This is a genomic window from Polaromonas sp. P1_G2 (assembly GCF_056405515.1).
Genome location: NZ_JBFUBY010000237.1, coordinates 1 through 14,036 on the forward strand (window position 1 = coordinate 1; position 14,036 = coordinate 14,036).

The following is a 14,036-nucleotide window of genomic DNA, read 5'->3' on the forward strand; positions in this document are numbered from 1 at the left end:
GGGACCCAGACTGCGGGTGGGACCCAGACTGCGGGTCGCCTTTTTTTGCTTACTTTTTTTGGCGAAGCAAAAAAAGTGAGTCGCATGCCGGGCGACTCCCGGCCAGCAGGACTTAGCAGAGGGCAGGGGCGCGCAAGCCGGCGCAAGAACCGGCAACTTATAATCCCCCCGTGCCCTACCACCCAGCCCCCCGCCAACCCCTCCCAGTATGGGAACGCCTAGCCACCTGGCTGGCCTTCCTGGCGGTGTTGTCGGCGCTGTGGGCACCGGTGTCCATGCTGGCCCAGGACGTGCAGACCGGCAAGCTGGGCGGCATCTGCAGCATTAACACCGTTTCATCCAATGCGAGCGGTGATGCCGCCGGCGGCGACGCGGGCTCCATGGGCCTGCGCTGCGACCTCTGCGCTTCGCCGGGCCTGGTGCTGCCGCCTTTGCCGGTGGCCGCCGCTCCGTGTTTTTCCGGCGATTTTGTTGCCGTGGCGGACGTCCCGGCAAGTGCCGGCGCCGCTGTCCCCGGGCTGCCCTTCAGCCGCGGGCCTCCCGCACTCTGATTTGAACCGCCTCGCCTGAGGCATTCCCGCGCGCGGCCTTGCTGCTGCGCGTCCGTTCATTTCAGAGTGTGAGTTTTCATGAACCTTTCCCGCACACCGTGCGCACTTGCCTGGCGCGGCGCCACCGCGCTGGCCTTCCCCCTGGCGGCTTTCGCGCAGGCGCCGCAGGCCGACGCGCCGGCAAAATCCCTGGGCGTGGTCACCGTCACCAGCGGCCAGCCGACCTCCCTGCCCACGCAGATCCCGACGACGCTTGAAGGCATCACGCGCGAGCAGATCGCGCAAACCATCAACGCCACCGACAGCGAGGACGCGCTCAAGTACTTCCCCAGCCTGCTGGTGCGCAAGCGCTACATCGGCGACTACAACCACGCCATCCTGTCCAGCCGAGCCTCGGGCACCGGCAACAGCGCGCGTTCGGCGGTATATGCCGACGGCATCCTGCTGTCCAACTACCTGGGCAACGGGATTGCCAACGGCACCAACTACGCGCCGCGCTGGGGCCTGGTGACGCCCGAGGAAATCGAGCGGGTCGACGTGCTGTATGGCCCGTTCTCGGCGGCCTATCCGGGCAACTCGGTGGGTGCGGTGGTGGACTACGTCACGCGCATGCCGACGAAGTTCGAGGCGCATGCCAAGCTCAGCGGTTTCACGCAGGACTTCAAGCTTTATGGCACCAACAGCAGCTTCAGCGGAAGCCAGGCCAGCGCCTCGCTGGGCAACCGCAGCGGCGACTGGTCGTGGTTCATCAATGCCAACCGTACCGAAAGCGCGGGCCAGCCGCTGACCTTCGCCACGCGCACGCTGAGCACCACGGCTCCCGCGCCGGGCGCCACGGTGGTGAGCGGCGCGGTGCCTGGCCTGAACACGCGCAATGTGCCCTGGCTGTTGCTGGGCGGCGCCACGCAGTATGAGACCGAGCAGGAGCACCTCAAGCTCAAGGTGGCCTACGATTTTTCATCGACGGTGCGCGCCAGCTACACATTGGGCTACTGGAAGAACACGGCGGAAAACCGCTCGCAGAGCTACCTGCGCAACGCAGCGGGTGCGCCGGTGTACAGCGGCAATGTGAGCATTGACGGCCGGGGCTACACCCTGGCGGCCAGCGATTTCGGTGTGAGCAACGAGGTGCTGACCCACGTGATGCATGGCCTCTCGGTCAAGTCCAATACGCAAGGCGTGTGGGACTGGGAGGTGGCGGGCAGCCTTTACGACTACCAGAAGGACCAGGTCCGCGCGGCTACCACCGCGCAGCCGGGTGCACTGAACGGCGGCGCCGGCACCCTGCAGGACCAGGGTGGCACGGGCTGGAACACGCTGGCCTTCAAGGGCATCTGGCGGCCGGACGGTATCAAGGGCGCGCACATCGTGGACTTCGGTTTCCAGCAGGACAGCTACACGCTGCGCATCCTCAAATCCAATGCGGCCAACTGGCTCAATAGCGGGCCGGGCGCGGTGGTCAGCGACGTGGGCGGCAAGACCCGCTTGCGCAGCGTCTATGCACAGGATGCCTGGGCCTTCGCGCCCAGGTGGAAAACCGTGCTGGGCGCGCGGCTCGAGAGCTGGACGGCCTCCGGCGGCTTCACCAGCTTTGGCGCGGGCAACCCGGCCAATACTGGCTATGCGGCGCGCAGCGAGAGCGCGGTATCGCCCAAAGCGGCGCTGTCTTACCAATGGTCGGCCGACACCACACTCAAGGCCTCCGCCGGGCGCGCTGTGCGTTTCCCGACGGTGGGCGAGCTGTACGGCGCGACGGCCAGCGTCAATTCGCAGTACATCAACGACCCGAATTTGCGGCCCGAGAAATCCTGGACCACCGAACTGACCGCGGAAAAAGACCTGGGCAACGCCTTGCTGCGCCTGACCTTCTTCACCGAGAACACGCGCGACGCGCTGTATTCGCAAACCACCTTCGACCCCGTCGCCAACAGCAACATCAGCCGCGTGCAGAACGTCGGGCGCATCAAGACCCAGGGCGTGGAACTGGCCTTCAACGGCAACGACGTGCTGAAAAAAGGGCTGGACCTGAGCGGCAGCGTGACGTACGCTGATTCACGCATCAAGGACAACAGCGGCTTTGTGGCGGTGCCCGGCGATACGCTGGGCAAATACCAGCCGCGCGTGCCGGTGTGGCGTGCGACGGCATTGGCCAGCTACCGCTTCGACGCGGCCTGGACAGCCACGGTGGGCGCGCGCTACAGCGGCCGGCAGTACTCCAGCCTGGACAACAGCGACGTCAATGGTTTTGCCTATCAGGGCACCAGCAAGTACTTCACGACCGATGTGCGCGTGCGCTACCAGGCCGGCAAGCAGTGGAGCGCGGCCGTCGGCATCGACAACCTGAACAACTACCAATACTGGAATTTCCACCCTTATCCGCAGCGCACCTTGATGGCCGAACTCAACTTCAGCCTTTGACCCGCCGCCTGAATTTATACCCTCACCAAGGATGAACCATGAACTACCTGAACACACTTAAAACCATCGCCGCTTCCGCTCGCCCTTTCGGGGTGGCAAGTGCCCTGTTCCTCGCCGCCTCGCTGCCCGCCGCCGCCCACGTCACGCTGGAATACCAGGTGGCCAATGCCGGCAGCTATTACAAGGGGACCTTCAAGGTCGGGCACGGTTGTGGCAACTCGCCGGTCAAGCAGATCGTGGTCACCATTCCCGAGGGTGTGCAGGGCGCCAAGCCCATGCCCAAAGCCGGCTGGACGCTCGAAGTCACGCGTGAAAAACTGGCCCAGCCGCGGCAGGACCACGGAAAGGCCATCACCGAGGAAGTGTCCCGCATCAGCTGGACGGCCAAGACGCCGGCCGACTACCTGCAGAACGACTGGTACGACGAGTTTGTGCTGCAGGCCAAGCTTCCCGCCAAGGCCGGCATGCTGTACTGGCCGGTCATGCAGGTCTGTGAAGAAGGCAGGGTCGACTGGGCGGAGGTGCCCAAGCCCGGCCAGAAACCGTCGGAGCTGAAAAACCCCGCCGCTGCGCTGGAGCTGATGGCCGCGGGCGGTGGCGGTGAGCACAACCACTGAGCGCGCCAGGGCTGCCTTCTTCTTTTAAATCCAGTTCACCGTTTGAAGGAACACTTTGACATGACATCCGCAAAATTTTCAAAAACCGCACTCGCGTTTTCGTTGCTGTTGGGCGGCATGGCCGCCATGGCGCAGACCGCCGCCGTCCAGGTCGAAGGCGCCTGGGCGCGCGCCACCGTGCAGGGGCAAAAGAGCACGGGTGCTTTCATGAGCCTCACCGCCAAAGACGCGACCCGGCTGGTCGGCGTGGCGTCGCCGGTCGCGGGCGTGGCCGAAGTGCATGAAATGAAGATGGAAGGCGACGTCATGAAAATGCGCGGCCTGCCGTCGCTGGACTTGCCGGCCGGCAAAAAGGTGGAGCTCAAGCAGGGCGGCGGCTACCACATCATGCTGATGGACCTGAAAGCGCCGCTGGCCAAGGACAGCACGGTTCCCGTGACCCTGCTGTTCAAGGACGCCAAGGGCGTGGAAAGCCGGCTGGAGCTGAAGTTGCCGGTGGGCACCGCGGCACCGGGCGCAACCGGTGCCGCGGCAGAGCACAAGCACTAGGGCCTGGCCCTAGCCGCGCTTGCCCGGGCCCAGCCGTCGGTACACCGTGGCCCGGCTTACGCCCAGCGCCTTGGCGGCCTGCAGCACATTGCCGCGTGCGTCGCTGACGGCTTTGCGGATCAGCGCGGTTTCCAGCTCCTTGAGCGGCCGGGCCGAGTCGCCCGAAAGCGGCAATTGCAGCGAGGCGGGCGCGGCTTCCCGGCCTGCCAGCACCGGCAGCGCATGCAGGCGAAGGCCGGTCCACAGCGGCGCCTCCAGCACGCCGCCTTGCGCGGGGCTGCGGCGCTGCGCCGCGTCAAACAGCATTTCAAAGGGCATGGCAAACAGCTCACTGCAGTGCGGCATGCCGTCAGCCGTGGCACCCAGGCGCGAGACCATTTGCCGCGCCGCCGGGTTGGCGCCGGTGACACAGCCGTCGGCGTCCACGCAGACCAGGCCGTCGGTGTCGTCGCCCAGCACCCGGCCCGGCCAGTTGAGCCGGATCAGCAGGGCATGGGGCCGGCCCAGCGTGAGCGCGTTCTCGATGCTGCGCGCGGACTGGGTGACCAGGTGCTTGAGTTCGGGCCGCTCGGCGGCTTCGATGCCGGTCAGGTCCAGCATGCCGGCGCAGTGCCCGTCGGGGCCGAACAGCGGCGCGCCGGCGCAGCTATAGACCGAGGTCGCGTCGAAGAAGTGCTCGCCGCGGTGCAGCCACACCGGCTGCAGTTCAGTCAGTGCCGCGCCTATGGCGGTGGTGCCCACGCGTGCTTCCGACAGGTCGGTGCCTATGCGCGTGATCACGTCGGCGCGGCTGTCGCCGCGGTCTATGGGGCCGTTGACGTCGACCACCACGCCGGCCTGGTTGGTCAGGATGGCGAAGTAACGGGTGTCGGCAATCGCGCGCCCCAGGCGCTCCAGTGCGGGCCTGGCGGCCTGCACCAGCTGGTGGTTGGCATCCTGGTGGCGCCGCGTTTCGGCGGCCGGCAGGATGTCGAAGGAGGGGGCTTGCTCAGGGCGCTGGCCGCTGGCGAGGCAGCGCAGCCAGGAGCGCTCTATCCAGCTTTCCAGGGCCGGCGTGGCATCCGCCCCGGCTTCGCCATACAGCACCGACTGCCGGGCATGCCCTATGCGCGCCAGCCGGTCCTGGCCGCCCATTGCGGGGGCGGTATGAAGGGAGGTCATGGAAGCCATGGCCGATTGTGGCCAATTCCGGCGGCTTGCGGTAGCCAGGGGTTTTGCTTGAGTGCGCCGCTGTGGCAAAGGCCGGGGTTCACGGAGAGATCAGCGCGCGTTGGCGGCGATCAGGAACATCGCGGACTTCAGGCCCGCCACCGTCATCAGCAGCGAACCCAGCACGTGCACCGTGGCCGTGAGGGCCGCCAGGCCGTAACGCGCGTCCATCAGGAAGATCACGACCTCGGCCGAAAACGAGGAAAAGGTGGTCAGCCCGCCCAGGAAGCCGGTCACCAGCGCCAGGCGCCAGACCGGGTCCAGGTGCGGCATGGCCTGGAAGGCCGCGATGCAGACACCTATCAGGTAGCCGCCTATCAGGTTGGCGGCCAGCGTGCCCCAGGGAATGATGCCGCCGGGCGTGAGCCAGAGGCTCAGGCTCCAGCGGGCCAGCGCACCCAGCGAGGCGCCTATGGAGATGGCAAGGACAGTCAGCATGGCGTATGTGGGAGGTGAAGGAGGTGGGCTGGCTTTGGCGGGACAATGCAGCCATGACTTTAACCGCTGCATCCTCCTCCGGCGAGACCGGCTTCCTGGGCGTGGTCATGCTCGATACGCGTTTCCCCAGGCCGCCCGGCGACGTGGGCCATCCCGATGCCTTTGGCGTGCCGGTGCGCCAGCGCGTGGTGCGGGGCGCCTGGCCCGGCACGATTGTGCAGACGGCGGAGGGCTTGCGCGCCGCGGGCGTGGCGCCGGCCTTTGTCCACGCGGTGCAGGCGCTGGAGGCAGAGGGCGCGCGCGCCATCACCACGAGCTGCGGCTTCCTGGTGCTGTTGCAGGCCGAACTGCAGGCCGCCGCCCGGGTGCCCGTGATCACTTCCAGCCTGCTGCAACTGCCGGGATTGCTGGCGCAGCAGCCCAAGGTCGGCGTGCTGACCATCAGCGCGGCCGCGCTGGGTCCCGACCATTTGCTTGCGGCCGGCGTGCCGTCAGACCGCCTGGGTGATGTGGTGGTTCAGGGCGTGGAGCCCACCGGGGAGTTTGTGACGGCCATCCTTGGCAACCGTGACAGCCTGGATATGGAAAAAGCCCGCCGGGATGTGGTGGATGCGGCGATGGCGCTCAGGCAGCGCGAGCCTTCGCTGCAGGTCGTGGTGCTGGAATGCACCAACCTGCCGCCTTACCGGCAGGCGATTGAAGCGGCCACAGGCCTGAAGACCTGGGCGCTGACGGATGACGAGAGGCTGTTGCGTCCGTGGCGATAGGCCGCCACGGCCTATCGCAGGTGACCCGCGCGATATAGGTGATTTCTTTTTTGGTCATGCCCTGGAGCACAAACAGGTTGAAGCCTACGGGGGGAGTGATCTGCGCCATCTCGACCACGATGACGATGAAGATGCCGAACCAGATCAGGTCCAGCCCGGCCGCCTGCACCGTGGGAAGGATGACGCCCATGGTCAGCACCACCATCGAAATGCCGTCGAGAAAGCAGCCCAGGACGACGTAGAAGATGCTCAGCACGATGATGAGCATGAAGGGGCTCAGCCCGAGGCTTGAGACGAATTCCGCCAAGTGGCGGGGCAGGCCGATGTAGCCCATGCTCAGCGTCAGGAAGGCGGCGCCGGCCAGGATCAGCGCGATCATGCAATACAGGCGCGTCGCGCCCAGCAAGGATTCCTTGAAAGTGCTCCAGCTCATGGACCGCTGCACCACGGCCAGCACGAGGGAGCCGACGACGCCGATGGCCGCGGCTTCGGTCGCGGTGGCCACGCCGGTATAGATGGAGCCCAGCACGGCACCGATCAGCAGCACGACCGGTATCAGGTGGCGCGACTCGTAGATTTTTTCACCGAAGCTCATCGCGGCGTCGGGCGGCGGGATCTTGCCTTTGTTGAGCAGGGCCCACACGACAAGGTAGCCGGAGAACAGCGAGGCCAGCAGCAGGCCGGGAAAAACGCCCGCGATGAACAGCCGGGCGATGGACACGTCCGCGCTGACGCCATAGACGATCATGATGATGGACGGCGGGATCAGCAGGCCCAGCGTGCCGGCGCCCGCGAGCGAGCCTATCGTGATGTCTTCCGGGTAGCCGCGTTTGGCCAGCTCCGGCAGCGTCATCTTGCCAATGGTGGCGCAGGTCGCCGCCGAGGAGCCCGAGACCGCCGCAAAGATGGTACAGCCGATGACGTTGGTATGCAGCAGGCCGCCCGGCAAGCGACTGACCCAGGGCGCGAGGCCCTTGAACATGCTTTCGCTGAGCTTGGTGCGGAACAGGATTTCCCCCATCCATACAAACAGCGGCAGGGCCGTCAGCGTCCAGCTGGAGGAGGATCCCCAGATGGTGACTGCCATGGCGTCTCCGGCGGCGCGTGAAGAGAACAGCTGCATGCCTATCCAGGCGACGCCCGAGAGCGTGAGGCCAATCCAGACGCCGGAGCCCAGGATCAGGAAAAGCGAAAGAATCAGCAGCGAGGTGATGGCGAGATCGGACATGAAGGTTCTTTGTTTTTCTTTATTTATTCGTGGTGCAGCGCTTCATCGCTGCCTGCCTGGGTACGCCGACCCCGGATCTCCAGCACCAGCTCGTCGATGAAGGCGATCATCAGGATGACCGCGCCCACGCCCATGGTGATCTGCGGAATCCAAAGTGGCGTGGCGTCGTTTCCGGTGGAGATGTCGTGGAAGGCATAGGAGTTGACCGACAGCATGACGCTGTACCAGGCAAACAGCATGGAAAGCGCGGTAGCCGCGGCCAGGGCCCAGATTTCCAGCGCGCGCCGGGCCGAGCCTTTCAGCCCATTGAGGATCAGCGTGACACGGATGTGCTCACCCTTCTTGAGGGTATGGGCCAGCGCGAGGAAGCCGCTGGCGGCCATGCAGTAGCCCGCATACATGTCGGTCCCGCGCAGGGACCATGCGAACTGGCGGTCCAGCACGCCGGCCAGCACCGACAGCAGCGTGYCGACCATGAACAGCGCCCCCAGCCATGCCGCGCCGTCGTACAGCGCATCGAGCATGCGGCGCATGTTTATTTCTTCACCGTTTGGATTTGTCGAAGGCGGACAGCATCGCTTCACCCTCGGGGCCGGCGCGCTTGGTCCAGTCGGCTTTCATGATGCCGCCCACCTGGCGCAGGTCGGCCACCAGCTTGGGCGAGGGGGTCATGATCTTCATGCCTTTTTCGGCCAGCGCTTTTTTGTAGAAGTCGTTTTTCTCCTCACTGATTTTCCAGCCGCGGGTTTCGGCGTCCGCGGCAGCCTTCAGGACGGCGGCCTGGGTGGGCGCGTCCAGCGCGTCAAAGGATTTTTTGTTGACGATGACGGCATTCTTGGGCAGCCAGGCCTGCACGTCGTACCAGTACTTGATGCTTTCATAGGTCTTGGTGTCGTAGCCGGTCGATCCGGAGCTCATGTAGCTGTTGACGACGCCCGTCGCCATGGCCTGGCTCAGTTCCGCCGCCTGCACCGTCACGGGTTGTGCGCCCACCAGTTCGGCGATCTTGCTGGTGGCTGGGCTGTAGGCGCGCCATTTCAGGCCCTTCATGTCGGCAACGGCGGTGATTTCCTTGTTGACGTAAATGCCCTGGGGCGGCCAGGCCACCGTGTAGAGCAGCTTCATGCCTTGCGTGCCCAGCAGCTTTTCCAGTGCCGGCTTTTGCGCTTCGGCCAGCTTGTGCGCCGAGGCATAGCTGGAGGCCACGAAGGGCAGGCCGTCCGCGCCGAATATCGCGTTTTCGTTCTCGAAGTTGACCAGCAGGATTTCGCCGATCTGGGCCTGGCCGCCCTGCACCGCGCGCTTGATCTCGTTGGCCTTGAACAGCGAGGCGTTGGCATGCACCGTGATCTTGAGCTTGCCGCCGCTGGCCTTGTCGACGTCGGCGGCGAATTGCGTCAGGTTTTCCGTGTGGAAGTTGCTGGCCGGGTAGGCGGCGGGAAGGTCCCACTTGGTCTGGGCAAAAGCGTTGGCGCCGAAGGCGAGGGCGGCGGCCGTCAGGGTGATTCTGAATTTCATGAAAAGCTCCAGGGCAGGAAATTGATAAGTCGTAATAGGATAGACGCAAATCCCGCGCCAGTTCACCGGGCATACCCCGAAAACCGGCCCCCACCCGTTTCGCGACCCTGAGGCCCCGCCATGAACCTGCGCTTTGTCGAAGCTTTTTACTGGGTGGCCTCGCTCAAAAGCATCTCGCGCGCCGCCGACAAGCTCTTCCTCACGCAGTCGGCCATGTCCAGCCGCATCGCCACGCTCGAAGACGAACTGGGCGTCCTGCTGCTGGACCGGGCAGGCAAGCAGTTCAAGCTCACGGTGGCGGGCGCGCGCTTCCTGGTCTATGCGCAGAAGCTGCTGGACCTGCAGCGCGAGGTCAAGCAGGAGATGGGCTCGGGCGCGCCCATGGCGGTGTCCATGCGCATAGGGGCGATCGAGTCGGTGCTGCATTCCTGGCTGATTCCCTGGCTCGAAAAACTGCGGGTCGACCATCCGGGACTGGAGCTGGAACTCACGGTGGAAACCACGCCCATCCTGATGGACCAGGTACAGCGCGGCACGCTGGACCTGGTGTTCGCGGTGTTGCCGGCCTCGGCCGACGGCGTGCGCAACCAGGCCCTGCCGCCCATGGACATGGCGTTTGTGGGCAATCCGGCACTGCACAAAAAAAGAAATTACCGGCTCGACGAACTCGCGGAGATGGAGTTGCTGACCTTCCAGAAGGGCTCGCAGCCGCACGTCACCCTGCTGGACCTCTTCAAGCAGAACCGCATGGAGCCCAAAAAGGTGCACGCGATTTCGTCGATCTCGGCCATGGTCCAGCTGGTGCAGGGCGGCTTCGGCGTGGCCTTGCTGCCGCGCGCGGCGGTGCAGCGGCTGACGGGCTTTGCCAGTCTCAAATTGCTGACCTGCGACAAGAAACTCAAGGCCTTGCCCATCCATGCCAGTTACCGCACGGACCCGACCTCGTCGACCGTGGAAACGGTGGTCAGGTCGGCCGTGGAGTTCGCGGGGGAAGGCGAGGGCGGCACCAAAACAGCCCGCAAACCGGCCGCCAAAGCTCTGAAAACCGCCAAAAAAGGTGCATCAGGGTAAATCCTGATCATCAAAAAAATCGATGACGTAAGCAAAATATTTCTTGTTTGATTTCGTCATTTGCAAATCGCACACTCCGTCACATGTCATCCAACTGTCATGTTTTTACGAGGAGTGCGAAATGAAGAAGTCATGGTGGGCCCGAGTGGCCGCGGTACTGGCCGGCGCGGGTTTTTGCCTGCTTGCGCATGCGCAGCAGGAGATCAGGATCGGCGTGCTGTATCCGCTGACCGGCCCCGGCGCCTCGGTGGGTGCCGAGTTGCGCAGCGCGCTGGAGCTCGCCGCCGACATCATCAACAACGGCGCACCCGGTGTGTCCGAACTGCCGCTGTCCGCCGGCAAGGGCCTGCCCAACCTGAAAGGCGCGAAGATCAAGCTGGTCTTCGCCGACCACCGGAATCCTCGTCGGCTTCGCTCACGCAGCGCAACTTCAAGTGGTTCTTCCGCACCACGCCGCACGACGACCTGTTTGTGCACAACGCCTTCGATTTCCTGAAAGAACTCGAAGCCAAAAAAGGCATCAAGGCGGGCGTGGTCGCCAGCCTCAATGAAAACGGCTTGTGGGGCACGGAAACCACCAAGCTGCAGACCAAACTGGCGCCCGAGTTCAAGCAGAACCTGGTCAAGCAGGTGATGTACCCGGCCAAGACGACGCAGTTGACTTCCGAAGTGCAGACGCTCAAGGCCGCCAACCCCAACCTGGTGCTGCAGTCCTCGTATACGGCCGATGCCATCCTGTCGATCAAGACCTACAAGGAGCTGGGTTTCTCGCCGGACATGATCCTGGCCAACAACGCGGGCTTCACCGACACCGACTTCATCAAGACGCTGGGCAAGGACGCCGACTACATCATCACGCGTGAAGTCTGGGCACTGGACCTGGCCAACCGCAACCCGTTGATCAAGCAGGTCAACGATCTCTTCAACAGCCGTTACAAGATCAACTTCACCGGTAATTCCTCGCGCACCTTCACCGGCCTGATGGTGATGGCGGACGCCATCAACCGCGCGGGCTCCACCGAGCCCGAGGCCATTCGCAAGGCGCTGGCCGCCACCGACATGCCTGGCAGCAAGCTGATCATGCCGTGGAAAGGCGTGAAGTTCGACGCCACCGGCCAGAACACCCTGGGCCAGGGCATCCTGGTGCAGATCGTGGGCGGCAAGTACAACACGGTCTGGCCTTTCGACATGGCGTCCCGTGAAGTGACCTGGCCTATGCCCAAGTGGGACCAGCGCAAGTAAGCCGCGGACTTTGACTTAAAAGCCAAGAGACAACCATGACCACGGAAATATTGCTTCAGACGCTGGCCTCCGGCATCCTGATCGGGCTGATCTACGCGCTGGTGGCTATCGGCCTGACCATGATTTTCGGCGTCATGGACATCGTGAACTTCGCGCACGGGGAGTTTTTGATGCTGGGCATGTACTCGGCCTTCTGGCTGTTCGCCCTGTATGCGCTGGACCCCATGATCACGCTGCCGCTGACGGTCCTCATGCTGTTCGCCTTCGGCGTGCTGCTCTACAAACTGGTGATCGTGCGCATCATCAACGCACCCATGCTGTCGCAGATCTTTACCACCTTCGGCATCATGATCCTGCTGCGCGGCGTGGCCCAGTTCCTCTGGAAGCCGGACTTCCGCTCCATCGAGAACTCGGCCGTCAGCGGCACCGTCAAGCTGCTGGGCATACAGCTGGGCAAGCCGCAGCTGGTGGCCGGCGTGGGGGCCATCGTGGTCACCGGCCTGATCTACTTTTTCCTGAACAAGACCCGGCTGGGCGCGGCCCTGGAAGCCACCGCCTCCGACAAGGAAGCCGCGCGCCTCATGGGCATTGATTCGCACAAGATGTTCTCGCTGGCCTGGGGCATAGGCGCGGCCTGCGCCGGCGCGGCCGGGGTGCTGCTGTCGACCTTCTTCCCGATCTTTCCGGATGTCGGTGCCAATTTCATCCTGCTGGCCTTCGTGGTGGTCAACCTGGGCGGCTTCGGCAGCGTCTCGGGCGCTTTCTGGGCCGGCATCCTGGTCGGCGTGATCGAGGTCATGGGCGGCCTGCTGCTCGGGCCGCAGTACAAGACGGCCATCGTGCTGGTGCTGTTCCTCGGCGTGCTGATGTTCCGGCCGCAGGGCCTGATGGGCAAGGCGTGAGCGTTATGAAACACTCTATTTTTGCCTTGGCCGCCCTGGCGATTGCCCTGGCCGTCCCCGCCGTGACGGACGCCTCGCACCTCAACATGGCCATCCTGGTGCTGATGGCGGCGCAACTGGGCGTCGCCTGGAACATGGTGGGCGGCTACGCCGGCCAGGTGTCGCTGGGCCATGCGGCTTTTTACGGCCTGGGCGCTTATGCCTCGACCTTGCTGCTGGTGAAGTTCGGCGTGAACCCCTGGATAGGCGTGCTGGCCGGCGGCTTTATCGCCGCACTGCTGAGCCTGGGTTTCGGTTGGTCCTGCTTCCGGCTCAAGGGCCACTACTTCGCGATGGCGACCATCGCGGTGGCCGAGCTGGTGCAGATATTCTTCACCGAGTGGGAGTACGGCGGCGCCGCGGTGGGCCTCTATGTGCCCATGGACCGGCAAGGCTGGCTGTGGATGAACTTCGCCACCAAGCTGCCGTATTACTGGCTGGCGCTGGGCCTGTTGGCCCTCACGCTGGCCGCCAACTGGTGGATAGAGCGCAGCTACCTGGGCTACTACTTCCGCGCCATCAAGGACGAGCCCGATGCGGCGCGCAGCATAGGCGTCAACATCGCGCGCTACAAGCAGGTGGCGTTGTCGGTCAGCGCCTTCTTCACCGCGGTGGGCGGCAGCCTGTACGCGCAGAAGGAGCTGTACATCGACCCGAACTCGGTGCTGTCGACGGCTCTTTCGATCAAGATGGCGCTGGTGTCCATTCTGGGCGGCGTCGGCACGCTGTTCGGGCCGGTGGTGGGCGCCGTGGTGCTGACCAGCATCGAGGAGTTCACGCGCATCGCTTTCGGCGGAACCGGGCGCGGCACCGACGTCATCATTTATGCGGGCCTGATCATCGTGATCGCGGTGTTCTACCCCACGGGTCTGATGGGCTGGCTGCGCAGCTTTCGCGAGCGCCGCGAGGCGCGCGCCCATGCCGGGCGCCAGATGGCCGCGCCGCAGGCCGCGGTGCAAACCCTGGGCAAGGAGGCCTCATGAAGCTGCTGGAAGTCAAACAGGTCAGCAAGCAGTTCGGCGGGCTGACGGCCAACCAGGACGTCAGCTTCAGCGTGGAGACCGGCCAGGTCGTCGGGTTGATAGGCCCCAACGGCGCGGGCAAGACCACGATGTTCAACTGCGTGGCGGGCTATTTCGCGCCGACCGCGGGCAGCATATTGCTGGGCGGGCGCAACATCGCCGGCCTGCCGCCCGAGGCCTGCGCCCGGGCCGGCGTGGCGCGCACCTTCCAGATCGCGCGTACTTTCTCGAGCATGACGGCCTGCGAGAACGTGATGACAGCGGCCATGCTGCTGCAGCACAACGTGGCCAAGGCCCGCAAGGCGGCCATGGAATGGCTGGCTTTTGCCGGGCTTGAACGCTTTGCCGACCGCCCCGCCGCCAGCATGACCATCAGCGAGCAGCGGCGCCTGGCTGTGGCGCGGGCGCTGGCCATACAGCCTCGCATCCTGCTGATGGATGAAGTCATGGCGGGCCTCAACCTGT

General features: G+C 64.8%; 15 protein-coding genes and 1 pseudogene. 11 read left to right on the plus strand and 5 right to left on the minus strand.

The genetic code is table 11. The annotated features are described in order from the left end of the window. Positions 1–170: 170 nt before the first annotated feature. From AC1D0P_RS19765 to AC1D0P_RS19780, 4 genes are all read left to right on the plus strand, one after another. Complete coding sequence (locus AC1D0P_RS19765) at positions 171–551, plus strand: DUF2946 family protein (RefSeq protein ID WP_477678314.1); 381 nt, start codon at positions 171–173, stop codon at positions 549–551. Positions 552–629: 78 nt separating this feature from the next. Then, complete coding sequence (locus AC1D0P_RS19770; RefSeq protein WP_477678315.1) at positions 630–2,969, plus strand: TonB-dependent receptor; 2,340 nt, start codon at positions 630–632, stop codon at positions 2,967–2,969. A gap of 38 nt (positions 2,970–3,007) precedes the next feature. Next, positions 3,008–3,586: a YcnI family copper-binding membrane protein gene (locus tag AC1D0P_RS19775; RefSeq protein ID WP_477678316.1), complete on the plus strand. Its 579-nt coding sequence runs from the start codon at positions 3,008–3,010 to the stop codon at positions 3,584–3,586. A gap of 60 nt (positions 3,587–3,646) precedes the next feature. Further along, on the plus strand, positions 3,647–4,135 hold the full coding sequence (locus AC1D0P_RS19780) for a copper chaperone PCu(A)C (RefSeq protein ID WP_477678317.1): 489 nt from the start codon (positions 3,647–3,649) through the stop codon (positions 4,133–4,135). Between the two features lie 9 nt (positions 4,136–4,144). On the opposite strand, the gene AC1D0P_RS19785 is transcribed toward AC1D0P_RS19780, so the two are convergent. Together AC1D0P_RS19785 and crcB are read right to left on the minus strand one after the other, a co-directional pair. Continuing rightward, a complete protein-coding gene (locus AC1D0P_RS19785) occupies positions 4,145–5,305 on the minus strand; it encodes a helix-turn-helix domain-containing protein (protein WP_477678318.1) in 1,161 nt (386 codons plus the stop codon). A gap of 90 nt (positions 5,306–5,395) precedes the next feature. Next, positions 5,396–5,782 (minus strand): fluoride efflux transporter CrcB, encoded by a 387-nt coding sequence (gene crcB / locus AC1D0P_RS19790; RefSeq protein WP_477678319.1) that lies wholly within the window; start codon positions 5,780–5,782, stop codon positions 5,396–5,398. A gap of 53 nt (positions 5,783–5,835) precedes the next feature. On the opposite strand from crcB, the gene AC1D0P_RS19795 reads away from it, so the two are divergent. Continuing rightward, the gene (locus AC1D0P_RS19795; RefSeq protein ID WP_477678320.1) at positions 5,836–6,549 is read left to right on the plus strand and encodes an aspartate/glutamate racemase family protein; all 714 of its coding nucleotides are present in this window, start codon (positions 5,836–5,838) and stop codon (positions 6,547–6,549) included. Between the two features lie 19 nt (positions 6,550–6,568). Here AC1D0P_RS19795 and AC1D0P_RS19800 read toward each other — a convergent pair. From AC1D0P_RS19800 to AC1D0P_RS19810, 3 genes and pseudogenes are all read right to left on the minus strand, one after another. Continuing rightward, positions 6,569–7,777: pseudogene (locus tag AC1D0P_RS19800) on the minus strand (TRAP transporter large permease); the annotation flags it as partial. A gap of 23 nt (positions 7,778–7,800) precedes the next feature. Then, positions 7,801–8,310, minus strand: coding sequence for a TRAP transporter small permease (locus tag AC1D0P_RS19805; protein ID WP_477678321.1), 510 nt, complete (start codon positions 8,308–8,310; stop codon positions 7,801–7,803). Between the two features lie 10 nt (positions 8,311–8,320). Beyond that, positions 8,321–9,295: a TRAP transporter substrate-binding protein gene (locus tag AC1D0P_RS19810; protein WP_477678322.1), complete on the minus strand. Its 975-nt coding sequence runs from the start codon at positions 9,293–9,295 to the stop codon at positions 8,321–8,323. Between the two features lie 120 nt (positions 9,296–9,415). Between AC1D0P_RS19810 and AC1D0P_RS19815 the strand changes: the two genes are divergently transcribed. The 6 genes from AC1D0P_RS19815 to AC1D0P_RS19840 all read left to right on the plus strand — a co-directional run. Further along, positions 9,416–10,366 carry a LysR family transcriptional regulator gene (locus tag AC1D0P_RS19815; protein WP_477678323.1) on the plus strand — a complete coding sequence of 317 codons (951 nt, stop codon included), beginning with the start codon at positions 9,416–9,418 and terminating at the stop codon, positions 10,364–10,366. A gap of 121 nt (positions 10,367–10,487) precedes the next feature. After that, on the plus strand, positions 10,488–10,862 hold the full coding sequence (locus AC1D0P_RS19820) for an ABC transporter substrate-binding protein (protein WP_477678324.1): 375 nt from the start codon (positions 10,488–10,490) through the stop codon (positions 10,860–10,862). After that, positions 10,838–11,608 (plus strand): ABC transporter substrate-binding protein, encoded by a 771-nt coding sequence (locus AC1D0P_RS19825; RefSeq protein ID WP_477678325.1) that lies wholly within the window; start codon positions 10,838–10,840, stop codon positions 11,606–11,608. The genes AC1D0P_RS19820 and AC1D0P_RS19825 overlap by 25 nt, the downstream gene beginning before the upstream one ends. Positions 11,609–11,643: 35 nt before the next feature. After that, positions 11,644–12,510 (plus strand): branched-chain amino acid ABC transporter permease, encoded by an 867-nt coding sequence (locus AC1D0P_RS19830; RefSeq protein WP_477653572.1) that lies wholly within the window; start codon positions 11,644–11,646, stop codon positions 12,508–12,510. Between the two features lie 5 nt (positions 12,511–12,515). Continuing rightward, complete coding sequence (locus AC1D0P_RS19835; protein ID WP_477678326.1) at positions 12,516–13,532, plus strand: branched-chain amino acid ABC transporter permease; 1,017 nt, start codon at positions 12,516–12,518, stop codon at positions 13,530–13,532. Beyond that, on the plus strand, positions 13,529–14,036 hold a 508-nt coding region (locus AC1D0P_RS19840), incomplete at its 3' end, for an ABC transporter ATP-binding protein (RefSeq protein ID WP_477678327.1). The genes AC1D0P_RS19835 and AC1D0P_RS19840, both read left to right, overlap by 4 nt.